This window comes from Francisella sp. 19S2-4 (genome assembly GCF_036281795.1).
In the GTDB taxonomy this organism is placed as follows: domain Bacteria; phylum Pseudomonadota; class Gammaproteobacteria; order Francisellales; family Francisellaceae; genus Francisella.
This window is the reverse complement of sequence record NZ_JAWUZH010000001.1, coordinates 24,044-42,150: the sequence shown is the minus strand read 5'-3', so window position 1 is coordinate 42,150 and position 18,107 is coordinate 24,044. Positions and strand designations below refer to the sequence as shown.

Below are 18,107 nucleotides of genomic sequence, written 5' to 3'. Positions count from 1 at the left end.
GTCTTAAACCTTTTGAGATTATAGAAATTGACTAAAATAATTATAACCTAAGCGTCTTTCTTTCCATAGTTAGAATCTACTTTTATAAACCTTACACAAATCAGTAAAGGCACGACAATTAAAAAGATAAAGATAAATGTCCATTCATAGCCGACTAATTCTTGAATATAACCACTAACCGCACGTATTGGAATCTGTACTAAAGTTATAAACCCTGAAAAAAATGCAAAATGAGATGTTTTATAACTACTATTTCTTATTAGATACATCATAAAGATAACATATGCACATACAGCAAATGTAAAACAAAACTTTTCAATTATAATAAATACTAATACTGTGCTATAACTTAGGTTTGGATCATGTGCTAGTATTATAAATAAACCATGTGGAATATTCATAATCAACACCATAGGTATCAACCAAAATTTTAGTCCCTTCTTATATATAAGGTAGCCTCCTAATAGCCCTGCGATAATTGTAAATGGCACCACAACAGTACCATAGGCAAATCCTACTGAGGCATTACTTAGACCCATACCTCCATGAACATGAGTATCTATAAGAAAAAGTGGAAATATTGCTGAAACTAATAGTTCTCCAAGCTTATATAACACGATAAATACTAAGCCTATCCATATTCCTTCAAGCTGGAAAAATGACTTATAAATTTGATATATCCGTTTTATAACTCCTTCTTTTGGGATCAAAGCATCTACACTTTGCTTTTTATAGCTATTCGGTCTCTCAGGTAGTACAAAAAAATGATATATCGCAAGACATAATGCTGCTATAGCCGCTACAGATAATGATATCTGCCATGCAATAAAGTAGTTATGAGTATAACTAAAAACAATACCTGATAATATAACTAAAAATCCTTGTGAAAAAAACTTTCCTAAGACAACAAATACAGACTGAAACCCTAAGAAAAAAGACTGTCTTTCTGTAGGAAGATTTGAAACATAGTTACCATCAACAGACATATCATGAGTATTACTATTAATAGAAAGTAAGAAAAATAATGCTATTGTTATGGAGAAAAACGATGAACTACTAAGTGCTAAGATTATTAATAAAATAAATAAAGCTAATAGTAGCTCTGTCATATATATCCACCACCTATTAGATTTATATATATCTAAAAAGACAGCTAAAAATGGCATCACTAATGATGGAAATAAAAACAAGCTTGTATATGATGTAATTGCTGCATTACCCACCCCTAAATTCTTAAACATAATACTTGATACTACGAATATAAGAATATAAGGAAATCCTTCCATAAAATAAGTAGTTGGTACCCAGAACATACCTGATTTTTCGTATTTATTTAAATACATAGAGCCTCTTGACCTTTACGTTAACATTGTTCACGCGTACAGGTATTATTATACTAAGCCTATATGTTTGCAATTTATCTCTAGCATTTGTATTAAAATATTATGAAAATTAACAATAATGATTATTCATAACATAGATAAATCAAATCTTTAAGAAATAATATTTTTAGAACCTCTTTTAATCTGACCTTACCTTAAAAATCCTACTTATAAATATAAAAAATAAAGCTATTGCTGTACCACTAAAAGTCTCTATCAAACGTAATCCAGTATTTACAAAAGGAGAATAAGTTGGTTGATATAAACCTAAGGCTACTATCACACCAGCATTTGCACTACTCATTTTCACAGCATTCTCAAGACCAATGCTTGCTGTAATAAAAACACTAATAGCCACAGCTAAAATCATCACTAAATAATAATATCCAAATATAGATGTAAATATAAAAGCTGTAATTCCTCCAATAACTGATCCAACAAATATTTGAAAAGCAGCCGAATAAGAATCTTTAACACTTAGCTGTAGTATTGTAGATACAGTGATCAAACACCAGAATCCCCCAATGATCGACTGCCCTCCATGTAATAAATTAGATACATAGAAACCAAATAAAAAACATAAACATGCCGCTATTGCAACTTCAAAACTTATATAGATGTTTTTGTATAAGTGTGATATTTTAAACGACTCTTCCTCAGTGAAGCTATTATGAATAAAAAACTTCATGTCTGTAACTTTCATGCAAAGATTATTATATTCTCTCTTAGAGAAATAAAGATTTAATTGCATCAAACCAACAATTTCCATAAAGTAACCTATTACCAAAAAAACAAACCCACTAACTCTAAAACTAATAATTTTTTTATCTATACCTAAGTATACAATCATGAATAAACCAATAGATAAACATATAATCATAATAGAAAAGCTTGGTAAAATTTTAAATATAAATCTATTCTTAAAATCTCCTTTACTATAATCTAATATTGCTATTTCTTTATTAGTTACCTTTAATAAATTAGTTTTTGCAAGTTTATATATTTCATAGTCTTCTAGATATGATAATAATTTCTCTAGCTGACTTGCTTGAAATCTATTTTTAATTTTTAAACTAACATTTTTTTGTAATATTTTTGATAAGTATATCTGTAATTTTATCCTGATAACTGTTACATAGTAGCCTCTCTTAGCTTTTCCTTCTACTCTTTCAAAAAGGTCTAACATTTCAAAAAGCTCTTTCCTTGACTTTTCTCTTGTAAAAAAGAAAATATTTTTATTCAGAAAAATAAAAACCACAGGTGTTATTAAAGCTGAGATAATTGCCACGACTGAAGCTATGTCTGTTATCGCTATACCCATATTAACTCCCTATTCAAAACCTCAAAAAAGTCTCTATAAATTTCTTCACCTTCAAAATCTTCTATTTTGGGTTGCTCATTATAAAAAAGTTTGAAATAACTATTATTCTCTAATGCTTTGTAATTAGTCTCTGAAGACTTGATTACACCATCCCAAGCTTGTTGCTTTTGCTTAGTTGTTTTTCTAACAAGATTTGCCTCTTTTTTCTTACTTTCTTTTACATATTCCATTATAGCTTTAGCTAAATCTAAATGTACTAAACTTGGCTTAGATACTATCGTTTGAGCATTTATGAGATATTTCTCTAATAATTCTTTTGCTCCTAAATGACTTATAGCAAAAGTAATATCATCTGCTTGATTTTTGTCTTTATCAAAATAGACATAAGTAGCAGAGATATCTTGTTGCTCTGATAATGCCACTAACAGTGCTGTCAAATATAACTCAAACTTATATTTTATACTAAAAGTAGAAATTGTATGTAGTAAGACTTGATTATCTTTGATATAACAATTAGCTTCTAACTCATATCTCAATATCTCTTGATGAAAATATTTAGACTCATAATTTGCTAAATTCGCCTTATCTAATAGCTTTTGAATATTCTCAACTTCATTATTAATCTCATCTTCAGTAAGTACAGATTCTGGAAGCTTACCACTTAGCTTAGCTGGTTTTATGGTTAATTCTTTGTCTTTCTCATTCACAAGAGTGTTTAGTAAATCTTGTTTAAATTTATGTTTATCTAGACTATCAATATCAAATGGTTCGCTATCTTCTAACTCTTCAAAATTATCTTCTAGATAAAGATCTAAACTATAGTTTGCATATACTTTTAAAGGATTTTCAAAAACCTTAGCTAATTTAGATATTGTTAGACTTTGTGGTAGTTTACTACAACAGTCATCCTGAACAAGATCACTGAGCGGAGTCGAATGCGCGCGGGTATAACTATGCTCGTTATTGATGGATTCCGTGGTCAAGCCTGACGGAATGACAGAGTTATTAGCATTCCCCTTCGCTTCGTGAAGGGGTGGATTGCGTAAGCAAGACGGGGTAGTTTTTTTAAAATCATAAAAATGCTTAGATTCTGCCTGTAGCAACTTCAACCAAGCCTCATCATAACTTCTATAATTATCTGCATAACATTTCGGACTAAAAGCATGTAGTGGATATTCTTTTATATCCTCATATTGCCAACTATAATTCGTTCTCAAATAACTAATTAACTCCTTAAGAACTAAGCTAGGCTGTTGCTCAACATTTGTCTTAACACTTCTACCTAGATAACTAAAATATAAATAATCTCGTGCTGATAATATTGCCTCTAAGAATAAATATCTATCATCATCTCGCTTAGTTCTATCACATGCTCTTCTACCTAGCCTTGCCATTAGATCAAAACTAATTGCTGATTCTTGGCGTGGAAATTTACCATTATTTAAACCAAGCATAGCCACAACCTTAAATGGTATACTTCGCATTGGTGTCATTGAGCAGAAAGTAACTTTACCATTAAGAAAGTGGTTATTAATAATTGGCTCAGATAACTGTGAAATTAAACAATATCTAATCGTATATAAATCAATAAGTATATCAGCAGATATTTCTTTAGCAGTCTCAACTGTCCTAGCTATAATATCCTTTATTTTTTTAGCAATATATTGCTCTTCTTGTGTGATATCAAAAACATTATCAAACATCTCTAAAAGATAGCTATGCCAATCCTCAAGGCCCCTAGTTTCAAGTAGCTCCTCAGAGTAAGCTGCTAAAAGCTCTAATAACTCATATAGTCCTCCTAATTCAGCTACTTCACTACCCTCGATAATAGGTACGGTCATCAAACTATCATTAACAATATAGTTCTCATCACTATAACTAAATCCAAGCATTAACCTCTTTAAGCCCCAACTCCATGAGAATGTCTCACCACTATTACTATGATGGATACACGCCTCTTTTAACCAATAGCGTATAGTTTCTAACTGCTCATTTGAGATTTTAAATTTATGCTGTATTGCTGGAACTGATAAATAATCTAATATTTTATTAACCTCAAAATCACTCTCTGGCAACTGTAGAAGTTCTATAAAACTAGCTGCTAATGGTTCTGAATCAAGTAGTGTTCTATCTGCTATTGAACACGGTAGCTTTTTATCCTCGGCATATCTAGAAAATACACTATCAATATATGGTGAATAATCCTCAATATTCGGACACATCACCAAAATATCACGAGGTTTGATATCTGGATTATCCTTTATCATATCTAAGAGCCTATCATGTAGTACTTGCACTTCTCTAAGTGGGCTATGACAGGAATTAATACTTATTGATATATCTTTTTGTTGGGCATAATTTTGACAATTAAGCTCAAGTAAATTACGCTGTAGACTAACTAGTTGACTTTGATTATTATCTTCAAGCTTTGCAAAATTTAAATGTCCCTTATCAAACCTCTCAAATACTTCTAGTTCACTTTTTTCCTCATTATCTAATAACTCATTAAAAAACTCTTTACCCTGCTGACCTAAATTTGCCAAAAGAGGCTGGATCTCATAATCATCATTATCTAACCAAGCAGAAACTTTATCTTTCTTTAAATCATACCAATATTCACTACAGGGATTAATATACAAAATATTCACATCAATGTACTTAGCTAATGCAAATATAAAATTAAGATTTTTCTTTGAAATACTATTTATACCAAAAATATAGATACTATTAGGAACATTTATATTTTTTAAACTTTCTTTACTTAATAACTCTAATGCTTGGGCTTGTATTTTATATGGAGTTGCTGGAACTTCTGCAACTAGTCTTTGCCAGAGTTGCATTTGCCAAAGCTCATCTATTTCTTCTTTAGTAGGATTTATAAATTTATTCTGTTCCCAAGCTTCTAACCAGTCGGTGCGATAGGCTAAATATTTTGAAAAAACTTCAGCTACTTTTGCTGATAATTGATATTTTTTTAGATCACTATTTTTATAGTATTCTTTAAGCTTATCATTATCAATACTATCTAAATGTTTAAAAATTCGCCAAGCTAAAATATCTTTTGTATAAGCTTTTTTATATTCATGATTATTCGTTAACTCATAGCAAATATCTAAAATATAACCATTAATCATGTCGTACTTGAGATTCATAGCAATATCGCGTGTCTCTGCTAACTGCATACTCAACCAATGTTGCATACCTCGACTACCAACTATTAATTGTGTTGGAGTAAATAAATCTTTTTTTTCAAGATCTAAAAGTTTAGATAAAACTCTAACCAAATACTCTAGCTTATTTGATGGATAGGTATATAATGACATTTTTCTTAGATAAGAATATTTATAATTATTATTTTAACAAAATACTTTAAATATACTTAGATTATTTAGAATGAAGATGCTTGAGCTTTCTCCCAAGACCTCTTAAAGCTTTTTGGAACATTTCCTTCAACTAAGGAATTTTCAGGGATAAAATCATATAAATCAATATACGACTTAACCTCATTAACAGATATACGCTTCTTCAAATTTTCCGGTCCAACATCTTTCGCAGAAGTTAACCCCATTGCACCAATAATTTCTGCACATGATTTAATAGTTGCTTTATGGAAATTATAAACACGATGTTTTTTCTCATCTACAACTAGAGCTTTCTCTAAACGTGGATTTTGAGTAGCTACTCCAACTGGACAAGTATTATTGTTACATTGACGAGACTGAATACAACCTATAGTTAGCATCATAGCTCGAGCAGAGTTACAAGTATCAGCACCCATAGCAAATAATCGAACCATATCAAAACCCGAAGCAACTTTACTACTAGCTATTATACGAATATCATCACGTATTCCGCATCCAACCAATGCATTATGTACAAAAATCACACTGTCCTCTAAAGGCATACCAATATGATTAGCAAACTCTACAGGAGCAGCTCCAGTTCCTCCATCTGCACCATCAACTGTTATAAAGTCTGGTTTTATACCAGTTTCTAACATGGCTTTACATATAGAAAGAAATTCAACATGGCTACCAATACATAGTTTAAATCCAACAGGTTTGCCTCCAGATAAATCTCTAACCTCTTTAATAAAGTGACAAAACTCTATTGGAGTTGAAAAAGCACTATGAGCAGGAGGTGATAAAACATCTTCTCCCATAGGTACACCTCTTATTTTGGCTATTTCTGGTGTAATCTTAGCTGCTGGTAATACTCCTCCATGAGAAGGTTTAGCTCCTTGAGATAACTTAATTTCTATCATTTTTACACTTTCTAAATTAGCCTTCTCAGCAAATTTTTCTGGAGAGAATTTACCATCTGGTGTACGACAACTAAAATATCCTGTACCGATTTGATAAACAAGATCACCACCTTGTAAATGATAGTCTGTCAAACCACCCTCACCAGTACTGTGACAGAATCCACCTAGTTTTGCTCCTTTATTTAAAGCCATAATAGCATTCCCTGATAAAGCTCCAAAACTCATCGAAGAAATATTTAAATGAGATGCCATATATGGTTGTTTACAATCAGGCCCACCAAACTTAACTCGAGTTTCAACTTCATCTAAATGCTTAGGTGCTAATGAATGTGTAACCCATTCATAGCCTATTTTATAAATATCTTTTTCTGTACCAAAAGCACCAGTATCATTGACTCCTTTGGCACGACGATAAATAGTAGAGCGCTGCTCTCTGTTAAAAGGCTTCTCACTCTCATTATCAGCGATAAAATACTGCTGAATTTCCGGACGTAAGAATTCTAAAATATAGCGAATATGTCCAAGTATTGGGAAATTCCTCAAAATAGAATGACTTTTCTGAGTAAGATCATATATTGCTATTATTGCTAAGATAGCTATAAACCCTATACTAAACCATATTGAAGCATGAAATAAAGAAAGAGACAATAAAACTATTATTACGAAAATGCCTAAACCAATATACCATTTTCGACGTTCACTTATATGCATAACAATCCTTTTAATAAGTAGTTAATTCAATTATATTCACAAATACTTTGAGATTACAGCTTCATGGCTGTTTTAATATCAATCTTACATAACTTCTTATATAATTCTTCACAATTATCTTGTAATCTTCTCTTTGCTGTTATTATTGTGTACAGTAATTTACTAGCTAATTGTAAATCCCATTTATCTATATGAAAATAATTAAACTCTTCCAACAACATATCCGAATAACCTTTTAATAGAAAAAAATCTTTCTCCTGGTCTAAAAGTTCTTGCAATATATTTGTCTGTAAAAGAATTTGTTGAGACTTATTAATATCTTCAATACTTTTCTCTAAATCTAAAAGTTTAGATAACTTCTCATCTCCAAAGTATTTATCTAGTTTTAATAACTCTTCATCAAAACTATTTGTTTTAATATTATTTTCGCTAAAACTACTCTGTTTAACTCCAAACTTATCAAAAATATTATCTAAGTCCTGCATAACCCATTGAAGAGTTTCTTGAGTTATAATTTGCTTTCCATTTGAAAATTTAATATCAACAAGTTTTGGAAATCTAAAAATAATTGCCCTAACTTCAGATTGTATTTGTTTTGCGACATCAGTATATCCTGTTAATCTCATCATTGAATCATAAATTGTTCTATAAAGATCAAACCAATAAGGATAATCACGAATCCAATCTTGGCAGATATCTACTACACCTTGATGATTATTTGAGCTAAGTAAAACATTAAGTTGTTCTAAATTTGATTCATGAGGATAGTTTAGTTGAGTATTTTGCTTATCATCATACTCTGGAAGTTGTTTGATAGTTTGCCAAACAGATAAGATCAAAATTCTAATTTTTTCTAGGTTATCCTCTTGTTTAATATCTTTCACTGAAGAAAAATACAAACTAACTTTGTCAAGTATTCTAAAGCTTAGATTTATTTGCTCATACGCATTATCTATAGAGGTTATTTCATCATTTGATTCTTCGACTGCTACGCTATCATTTGAAACTATACCTATATTAGTATTACTTTCTGATTTAGGCGTAGGTTCAGATTCAGTATGTATAAATTTTTGAGATTTTTTTATTAGAAAAAATAAACTTTGACTTTCATTATCAAGCTTAACCATATTGCTATCGAGAATCTTTAATTGATCAATTAAAGATTCTGTTTCAATAAATGTTTTGCTATCCAAAGAATCAAAATAAGCATGCATTTCTTCAATCAACCATTCTATAGCTAACCAGCGACCATTAATACGACTAACTGGTGGATAAATATTCTCCCAAGAATTAACTATAAGGTGATTAATATATTCTAGACCTATATTTAAACCTTTTATTTCAAACTTATGCATTACTGCTGCACAAAAATAACATGCAACCTGTAAGTCTCTGCTTTCATTAGCTAAAATCTTTGCAGACAGATCGCATATTTCAGTCCAGTTTATAACAGTACTAGAAGTATTAGGATCATTTAAGTTTGAAAATATTTTTTTTAATTTTAGAAAATTATCGCCATTTCTACAACTAGAGGTTAAGGTCTTCTGATCTTCAGAATTTGAATAAACAAGTTCTTTATATTTAATTAAATCCATGGCACCCCTTATATTTACAATATACTATTTCCAACATGGGCTTATATCAAAGTTCTGACCTTGAAGATTATTTTTCATTAAAAGATTTTTATTCTTTTTATAGTTTTCAATCATAGATGGTAACTTCATATCCTTGAGAGCTATTGGAATTGTAACATGAGTTATTCCATATGCTTCTAGCTCATTAGCTGGATCTGCAAACAAATCTGAATTGACTACTAAATTCCCATTTTTATTTAAATCTGCTAGTAATTCTAAAATAGGATATTTACCAGTAAAAGTCTTAGTTGCTGAGAAGCTATTAATACCTTTAAAATTAACCTGAATAGAAATATATTTACAGCTTAAGACCTTACTAGGTATAGCAAAATCAAAAGAGGTATTATAGTTCGTAAAGGTCTCTTTCTTTCCATTACATACGAAACTATAAACTGTAGAATAAGGTAATACTTTTGCTCCTTTATTAACACTTACAGGATCTGTATGAATCATAGTCTTGTTTCCTTGGTTTTCCAAAGAACTCTCTAAATTACGTGCTACATCTACCATATTTCTATAGTAAACTTCATTATTTAAATACTTATACGCTTCTTTCGAGAATTCAATCTTTTGCCCATATATTTCTTTCGGAGCAAACGATTTTGTAGCAACATTATATTGTACAAAAGGATAGACATATTTCTGCATAAATTTGAAAATATCGCTCTTTCTACTATATAGCTGACTAATTGTATCTGAGCCAGATATTTTATCTTTTTTCAATATATCTTCATTCCACTTAAATTGAATATGGCAAGATGCTTTTTTTGATACCCCATATAACAATAAGTCTAGATTATTTTTATAGAAGTCCCATGTTACATGATTAGAGTTAATAGATAAGCTTGGCATATCAGCATTAACAACGGTTTTTAATTTTTGAAAATTTGTATATGCAACATGAGTATCTTTTACTGCTGGTATAGCACTATCTTTCTTATCATTTGCTAAAGAAAGCATTGCTTGATAAGCAGGTTGATCTCCTAATGTTATGGCCTGACTTTGTAAAGAATATACACTTAAAAGATATTGATTAACTGCACTTAAAACCTTTTGACTAAACCCTGGGATATGCTTTTGTTTATCTATTTCCTCTGGTGAAGTATTTAACTCATTAATTACTTTACTAAACCAGCTGTCTTTATTTAGTTGAGCTTGTTTTTCAACAACAATTTTTGATAGTGAGAAATATTTATTTAGTCTAACAAATAATTTCAACCACTCCGGCTTATTAATAAATAGATCTGAGTCAAAGTTTGTTGTAAATTTATTAGCATAATTAATATAGAAACTATCAAAGCTATTTTGTTCTAAAATAGTGTACCATGCTCCCTCTGTTGGAACTGTATTATCATTCGCAGTAAATTCTCGTGTAAAATTTATCCATGCTTTATATGCAGCTAAACTATAGCTTGCAAAGAATTTCTGCGAATAAGTTCCAGATTTAGATGGAATTGTGTATCTATCAATATTTGCTACAAATTTATTAATATGTGGTAGCATTGCTATATTAAATGCACTTTGAATCTCAGGGACATTTTCACCATTATACTCAGACCAAAAATCTGAAAGTTGTATAGGAGCAATACGAGTGGATTGACTAGCCCATAATATAAGCCAATCATATGAATGATTTGGGATGTCCATACCATTAAGAAACTCTTCATCTTGATTTTTTATTTCTAAAAGCTGTTTCTTATCATCATTCCATTTAATATATTTTTTATATAAACTGCCGTATTTATTATTATCAAATGTTTTCCCCATTAAAACACTAGGCATTCTTAATGATTCAAAATTAGAAGCATTACCCTGTAACTTTTCTTGAATTAATATTTTTGACTCAAGTAATCTTCTAACAACATTTCCATATTTATTTTTATATTTTTCTTGTAAGGCTAAATTTACGCTTTCAGCAGTTGTTTGAGATAATTGGCCGCGTATGTGTTTGTTAAAGTCATATACATACTTATTCTCAAACTTATCAATAATATAATCAAATGGTAAAGCATAAGGCCATATAGAAAAGAACCAATTTTGCTTTATTTTTTTAACTTTATTTATATTTTTATCAATACTAGATATAACTTCAAAATTGTTTGTTAAGTTTCCAGTAAAAGATTTACTTTCAAGCGCATTTGAAACTTCTATTTGGTTAAACACCCTTAGAGTATGGGTATAAGCAAAAGCTAAATATATAGTAATAGCTACAAATAGGCTCCACCAAGAGAAAAATGATAGCTTTTTGTAACTTTCGACCCTTTTTAGTTTTTTATGAAGTGGTTTATAAAGATCGTTATCAAAAGCAAGTACATCATTAATAAGATTCCTAACATATAACTTTTTATTATTTGATCTAGTATAAATATTAAGCCCTACAGACTCTAGTAAAGAACCATTATCTATATTTCTACTAATATCTAAACTATTTGAGCTAGTCAGAAACATACCTCTTAATAGTGGTTTATCTTTAGAAGGTTGGTCCTGTTTTTCTTTAACAAGCTCATTGACAAAAGTTTGTAACTTACTCTCAATTTTTTTGATACTCTTTTCAAATAACAAAGCTCTTGGTAGCAAAGAACCATTTGTCTGCAAACTAACAGTATTAAAAACTTTGATTCGTTTTATAAGCTTCTCAACCCATGATTGAACAATACTATTACCAGACTTATTAACTTGGTCAATTTCTTTAAACAACTCACCAAAAGCATTATTCGTAAGCTTATCAGGAAGCCCTAAAGAAAAAGACTCAAACCCTTGAAGTTTGTCTGCCTTAGTTATTAATATGTATATTGGATATCTTAATCCCAACTTATAAAATGAATTATCAATTCTTGATCTAATTTTTGCAGCATATGTTGATAAAGATTCATTTTCTTTTTGAAGATCTTCAATAGATACAGTTATAACAAAACCTTTAAAATTAATCCTATTTAACTTGATAGCTCTACGAATATTATTTAATAAAACCTCACACGAAATTATAGATGCTCTAGAGGGCTTATCTAGAAAAATATCACCATTTATTTCTGCAGCTGTAAGATTCTCCTTACTCCAACAATATCCATAAGCATTTTTACTTTTATCTCCAGTATTAAATAAACTAGATTTACCACTCTTTGCACCTCCAAAAACCACAAACCATGATTGTCTTTTTTTATGAGTAGCATAATATTTTTTAGAATAATCTATAGCTGAATTAAAACTATCTAATAAGGATTGCTTTGAGAATTTCCTAATATCGTCGGCATTCTTTTTATATATTTTATACTTAGCAATCGCGAATTTAACTAGCCACTCAATAATAAAAACACTAGCTAAAACAGCTACAAATATGATAAAACCAAACCAAAAACTAATATCAAAAACCAAACACAAATAGAAGCTTAGTAAAAATAATATTACTAAACCTACAATAAAAATGTATTTCTTACTTTTTTCAAACATAATATATCTCTATGAAACCTTTTTATTAAAAATAAACCATTACAATTACATTAAAAATAACCGATATTATTACAAATGGTGCTATAGGTATTAGCCATAAACCTATTTTCTTTGCTTTAAATTTTCTATTATTTTTTTTAACTCGATCATTTTTTGTAGTTTTATAGATTGGAGTCAATGAGCAACTATTTAAAGGTTTTTCAAACTCACCATCATACTCATCAACTATCAACTTATAGATTTTTTTCATCTTTTCGCTTAATATCATAATATCGTTTGGTCTATAAAACATTCCTCGAAAACCTAACTTCATGCAGTAGTAATAAACTTCTAAAACCTCGATGTTATTAGGAGGAATATTGCTTAGTCTTTCAAAAAATAGTTCTCCTGCTTCCGCAGTTCCAAAAAAACTTTGCTGTAACATAGCCTTTTTCCACTCAGATTTTTCTTTCCAGTTAGAACAAAGAACAGTCTCATCTACCCAAGCACATACTGCAAAAAGACTATCTTGATAATCCTCATCTTTATAAGTTATCAAAATCTCTCTTTTAGCTTCTTCAAATTTTATATCTAAATTTTGTCTAAATTTAGATATTTCTAAATTTTTAAAATTACTAGTTTTTAGTGCTATAACATAAGAAATAATTTCACTATAGCTTGACATTAAATTCATTATTAAAACCTCACAGACACAAAATCAATTTGAATTTCATCAGCTTTCTCTTCTCCGAAAGCTGCTATAGATTGTGATACCATTATATCTCTCCAATTATCACTAGCTGAATCTAGATATAGATATATACAAGAAGAATCACTTGGAACACCATAAGGAGGCTCTGATAATACTTCAAAAGACACACCTTTTAATGAATGCTCAACAATATGATTAATATTTGTCAATGATCCAACTTTGACCTGGGAAGCAATATCTAAAATTTCTCCTTTATTAAAGCTGCCTCTAGTAGATAGTCTTAAATAATAATTTGTCCTAGGAGCAAATGCATTAGTTGGAAGATTTGTTGAATAAAAACCATTCATATATTTCAATTGATAATACTGGCTAGGCGTAAATGTTATTACATCTGATAGCTTAAATATTATCTCTCTTAGAGAATCAAAATTCTCAGCTAAATTAGTGTGATCATATTTAATAAAATCAACATCATCTAAATCAATATCTGCAATTATATTATCTAGACAAAATGCTTTTAGATCTCCAACTAATTGTAAAAACACCTCAAATAACTTTTTAGGTGTAACACAGTCAGTATTTAATAAGTGACTAATTAAAATAGCATATTTATCAAAAGCCTGTAATGCTAGCAGATTTGACCATTTCCTATTTTGACTAGCAGAATCATCATCTGACTCTGCTTGTAATCTATGTGCCTTTAATTGATTAGCTCTAGCTTTTAAATCATTTCGTATAGATTTAGTCAATAAAAACAATCTATCATAACTACTTATATGTAAACTTGGTGGTATATATTGTTCATCTAATATAATTTTTTTACCTGTTTGTCGAACTTTAGCTATATGTATCAGCTCATAGTCAGATGCTAGTTCAATTTCATCACCAAACCATATTTGAATAACATAAAATAACCTTTTAACATGTGCATCAGGCCCACTAGAATACAAATCTTTTATTAAACCAGGTTCATTTAAGTTAACAAATCTTGTTTGAACATTTTTTAAGTTATCTAATGATTCAACTGTAGTTACATTAGCACTATTACTAATATTTTTGACACCTATATATATATTTAAATCTTCAGAACGATCTGACCATTTACCACTAAAAGATCTTGGGACAACTACTGCATTATCGCCAACTTCAAGTAAGATACCACTTTTTAGAAAAACTGTTCCAGAATTTACACGGACCCTTTCATCTTTTAAAGCATTTTCATCTACGTTAAAACTATCAACTCCCCAAAAATCCTTATCAACTAAATTAATATAACTCGATAAAGCTGCTTCACTTGACATATCTGACATCTGAAAGTGCTGAGGTTGTAAAAATAATCCCTGTTCCCAGCTTACTTTATTTAAAAAACTCATCTATTAAACCCTCTTTTCTTTTAAAATGTTTTTTTTATCCAGCGAACAAAAATTCCATCTTGACTATACTCTACAGTTTCTGGAGCATCTGCACCTAACTTCATATTAATCACTAAATCATCAGAGATCTTATCAGCTGGGATAGTTATAACTTGTGTATTTGCTTTTTGATTAGAATCTGCATATCCAAAGATTAAGTAGATATATTGCGTATTTTCATGCCTGTCTAAAGTTATTTCTTTATTTGAAGTATTCGGCTCTATAAATATGCGATCAAAACCAGTCTCTGTTTTATCTTTCATCTCATTTGACAACAGGTATGACAAACCTTTTTCACTCTTCATAAGTTCTGTATATTTATTTCTTGTAGAGGTTTGAAGAACTCCTAAAGTCAAACTATGGTTATAGCCGTTATAAACATTTAAAGTTTTTCCTGATGAGATATTCAAGACTATGCCATCTTTTTTGTATGGCCATTGGTTTTGTGTAGTAGCGCAACTGCTTAATAGTAAAACCAATAGCAAAACCATACTCTTATTTAGTATTTTTCTAATCATTTAATCTTATTCTCCTAATTAAATCATGAAATATTTTGTCTTGTAGAATTCATTTTCCTGTGAATCGAACCAACTATTTACACCTAGAACAAGTTCTTTCTGCGTCTTTTTAAGCTCTTCTTTGCTTATATGTAATCTTACAAAGCATCTAACCCGTGAATAACAATAAAATTTAACTAAAAAGCCTAGTTTTCTTATGTTTTCTCCACCATAGTTAAAGGATGCAAGATCTTTAGCTGAAATATCTAAAATATCTATCTTTATACTTGAGAAAAAGTCTTTAACATAACGACCCAAGTAAAGATCTCTACCTAAGCTACTATTTTTACAGCCTAAGTTTACATACTGATCATCGCTTAGATACTGTAGTGTTTTAAAATTTGAAACCTGCATATCTAGATTAAAATAATCTCTAAGCATTATCTGTAAGCCTTTAAGAGATCTAGAACGTTTACTAAAAAGTCCAGCATATCTAACTAAGCTAATACTATTTGGCACAAGTCTTCTAAGAGTCTGATCACCTAAACCAACTAAGGAGTATGTTTTTTCTATATAGCTAGAAGACTTATTCTCATATGTCATGAGATTAAGCTTATATTTAAGCCATATAGAATATATTTTTTTATAAAACACCTGATGAAAGATATCCAAAAAATCTTTATTAACTGTTACGCTATCATTAACTTCTACAATTAAGTTCTCTGTATAAAAAGTTGGCAATGGTGAAACAGTTCCATACAATCCCATAAAAGTAACTACTATATCAATCTGATATTTACTCTTATCGAAAGACATTGACTTAATATCATTACCAGCAAACTCTAGGCTTAAATGTGGAGTTACTTTAATATCTAAAACAGGCATACCTATTTTTTTTGCGATACCTGATATCCCATTTAACCATCGAATAGCTTGGTAGAAATTATAGTTATAGCTATTACTTACAAATAATTCTATTTCTCTAAAGATTCGCTGTTCATCATTGCTGGCCATTTGATAACATCTCCAGATATAGTGTTAATTATTTGTAGTTTTGTAAAAGAATTTAAAGTTGCATACATTGAGAAAAAAGCATTCAACATATTCCCAAAAAAGAAAATCTCTGCATCTGATGAAAAACTAACACCATTAACATGCAAATCTATACAGCTACCTCTAAGTAGAATCCCAGAGATCATATAGCTCTGTTCCCTAAGCTCTAGTTTCTCTATACCTTTGATTTGTGACTTAAACCTATTGGTTAAAACATCCTCTTTACCTCTATTAATAAATAGATAAAATTCTAATAAGTTTTTTAGATTTTCTGCGTCAATTATAGATAGATAGTTTAAAGACAGCATGGATTGTAAACGCCACATCCAATCATTATCTTGAGGTGGATTTTTATATGTTGTAGGTGTATAGATATTCTCAAATTCAACTAAACTTGAGAAGCTACCATTTTTAGAGTTGATTTCCCCTTTGTGTAGATATTCTGGTAACGAACCATTTGAGCATTCTAATGATATTGATAAAGTCTCTTGGCTTATTAGCTGATTTTTTTGATTATTCAATATAGTTATAAAATATGCTAACTCAAAACCATCTATAGCTGTTCTATTTGTTATTTCATAACAAGGTTTATCAAAGTTAGCTTCATTTAAACTTTCCACATCAACATATTTTTTTGCAAGAACAGTACCTTGTTCATAGCTTTGAACATCTTTTATATTATAAATAAAGTAATGTTTATGATCAGAGTTTGAATCTGGCATTATTCTATATTGATAATTTGTATCATCAAGATCAATTGGTTTAGCATCATAATCAAATACATTTATAGCCAAGCCCGTATGTAAAAGAAAAGAATCATCAGCTAAACTAGGAAACTCAGACTCTTTACAGTTTAAATAAAACCTCAAATTGAACTCTTTTTCTTTTTCACTACCAAACCACTGATTACCTAGATTTTCTAACTTTACTCTCAAATATTTTTCAGGTAGTAAGAAATATTCTTGTAGCACTCTAAAAGTCGTATCGGCATTGCTAGGATATTCTAAAATAGCATCTGTATCAGAAAACCCAGCTGCAACTATACTTTGTTTTGTTAGTTCTTTAACATTTTCACCTGAGCTTAAAGTTACCCTATCAATCTTATTTAATAATAGATAATATAAATATACAGCATCTTGATACTGTCCACCTAAATGAAAAGATAGCTGATCTTGCCAAATCTTTACTAAACTAGTTTTTCCAGCTGAAAAAGTTAGTTCTATATAAGATTGTTGGTTAGTATTACTAACTAATTGAATATCATTAATTTTAATTGGGCTTAAAGTACAATCTTGGCATAATCTAAACTTACATCTTGTTCCATTGACTGGAATAGAGTCAAAATAAGTCCCCTTTTTAATAGTAAATCTCTCATTTAAGTTTGTCTTAGGTTTAAAGTGCATCAAAGTTGTACTAGGTAAAGGGCGTAAATAATGCGGAAAGAACTTCTTAATTAAGCCACCACTAAATTCTGGCAATTGATCATCAATTATTTCTTGGATCTCAGCAGATATATATGCAAACCCCTCTAGTAGTCTCTCGACATCTGGATCTGTTGTTCTATCTCCAAGCATAGGAGCTATATTAGGATGAGCTTTTGAAAATTCTTTGCTCAATTCTCTAATATTGCGCAGCTCTTTTTTATAAATATCTTGAAATTTTGCCATACAAATATTGAATTTGAAATTAATTTAG

11 protein-coding genes are annotated in these 18,107 nt (G+C 29.8%); all 11 read right to left on the bottom strand.

What is annotated here, in order from left to right; all coding sequences use genetic code 11:
- Positions 1-47 precede the first annotated feature (47 nt).
- The 11 genes from R8535_RS00190 to tssF all read right to left on the bottom strand — a co-directional run bounded on the left by R8535_RS00190 (position 48) and on the right by tssF (position 18,079).
- Complete coding sequence (locus tag R8535_RS00190; RefSeq protein WP_329495399.1) at positions 48-1,343, bottom strand: MFS transporter; 1,296 nt, start codon at positions 1,341-1,343, stop codon at positions 48-50.
- A 178-nt stretch (positions 1,344-1,521) separates the two neighbouring features.
- On the bottom strand, positions 1,522-2,070 hold the full coding sequence (locus R8535_RS00185; protein ID WP_329495513.1) for an FUSC family protein: 549 nt from the start codon (positions 2,068-2,070) through the stop codon (positions 1,522-1,524).
- 623 nt (positions 2,071-2,693) lie between these two features.
- Entirely contained in the window at positions 2,694-6,026 is a 3,333-nt protein-coding gene (recC, locus tag R8535_RS00180; RefSeq protein ID WP_329495395.1) for an exodeoxyribonuclease V subunit gamma, read from the bottom strand.
- 65 nt (positions 6,027-6,091) lie between these two features.
- A complete protein-coding gene (locus R8535_RS00175) occupies positions 6,092-7,678 on the bottom strand; it encodes an FMN-binding glutamate synthase family protein (protein WP_329495392.1) in 1,587 nt (528 codons plus the stop codon).
- Between the two features lie 53 nt (positions 7,679-7,731).
- A complete protein-coding gene (locus R8535_RS00170; protein ID WP_329495389.1) occupies positions 7,732-9,273 on the bottom strand; it encodes a TssA family type VI secretion system protein in 1,542 nt (513 codons plus the stop codon).
- 24 nt (positions 9,274-9,297) lie between these two features.
- Positions 9,298-12,759, bottom strand: coding sequence for a type VI secretion system protein (locus R8535_RS00165; protein WP_329495387.1), 3,462 nt, complete (start codon positions 12,757-12,759; stop codon positions 9,298-9,300).
- A gap of 25 nt (positions 12,760-12,784) precedes the next feature.
- The gene (locus R8535_RS00160) at positions 12,785-13,432 is read right to left on the bottom strand and encodes a DotU family type IV/VI secretion system protein (protein ID WP_329495386.1); all 648 of its coding nucleotides are present in this window, start codon (positions 13,430-13,432) and stop codon (positions 12,785-12,787) included.
- A gap of 2 nt (positions 13,433-13,434) precedes the next feature.
- On the bottom strand, positions 13,435-14,823 hold the full coding sequence (gene tssK, locus R8535_RS00155; RefSeq protein WP_329495383.1) for a type VI secretion system baseplate subunit TssK: 1,389 nt from the start codon (positions 14,821-14,823) through the stop codon (positions 13,435-13,437).
- Positions 14,824-14,843: 20 nt separating this feature from the next.
- On the bottom strand, positions 14,844-15,380 hold the full coding sequence (locus R8535_RS00150) for a hypothetical protein (RefSeq protein ID WP_329495380.1): 537 nt from the start codon (positions 15,378-15,380) through the stop codon (positions 14,844-14,846).
- Positions 15,381-15,398: 18 nt separating this feature from the next.
- Entirely contained in the window at positions 15,399-16,373 is a 975-nt protein-coding gene (gene tssG, locus R8535_RS00145) for a type VI secretion system baseplate subunit TssG (RefSeq protein WP_329495377.1), read from the bottom strand.
- Positions 16,334-18,079, bottom strand: coding sequence for a type VI secretion system baseplate subunit TssF (gene tssF, locus R8535_RS00140; protein WP_329495375.1), 1,746 nt, complete (start codon positions 18,077-18,079; stop codon positions 16,334-16,336). Before tssF ends, tssG begins: the two co-directional genes overlap by 40 nt.
- Positions 18,080-18,107 lie beyond the last annotated feature (28 nt).

What these genes read in the sequence shown, in the direction of transcription:
- tssG (WP_329495377.1), bottom strand. Translation starts at nt 16,373, where the DNA reads ATGGCCAGCAATGATGAACAGCGAATCTTTAGAGAAATAGAATTATTT.
- R8535_RS00190 (WP_329495399.1), bottom strand. Translation starts at nt 1,343, where the DNA reads ATGTATTTAAATAAATACGAAAAATCAGGTATGTTCTGGGTACCAACT.
- R8535_RS00175 (WP_329495392.1), bottom strand. Translation starts at nt 7,678, where the DNA reads ATGCATATAAGTGAACGTCGAAAATGGTATATTGGTTTAGGCATTTTC.
- recC (WP_329495395.1), bottom strand. Translation starts at nt 6,026, where the DNA reads ATGTCATTATATACCTATCCATCAAATAAGCTAGAGTATTTGGTTAGA.
- R8535_RS00165 (WP_329495387.1), bottom strand. Translation starts at nt 12,759, where the DNA reads ATGTTTGAAAAAAGTAAGAAATACATTTTTATTGTAGGTTTAGTAATA.
- tssK (WP_329495383.1), bottom strand. Translation starts at nt 14,823, where the DNA reads ATGAGTTTTTTAAATAAAGTAAGCTGGGAACAGGGATTATTTTTACAA.
- R8535_RS00185 (WP_329495513.1), bottom strand. Translation starts at nt 2,070, where the DNA reads ATGAAGTTTTTTATTCATAATAGCTTCACTGAGGAAGAGTCGTTTAAA.
- R8535_RS00170 (WP_329495389.1), bottom strand. Translation starts at nt 9,273, where the DNA reads ATGGATTTAATTAAATATAAAGAACTTGTTTATTCAAATTCTGAAGAT.
- R8535_RS00160 (WP_329495386.1), bottom strand. Translation starts at nt 13,432, where the DNA reads ATGAATTTAATGTCAAGCTATAGTGAAATTATTTCTTATGTTATAGCA.
- tssF (WP_329495375.1), bottom strand. Translation starts at nt 18,079, where the DNA reads ATGGCAAAATTTCAAGATATTTATAAAAAAGAGCTGCGCAATATTAGA.
- R8535_RS00150 (WP_329495380.1), bottom strand. Translation starts at nt 15,380, where the DNA reads ATGATTAGAAAAATACTAAATAAGAGTATGGTTTTGCTATTGGTTTTA.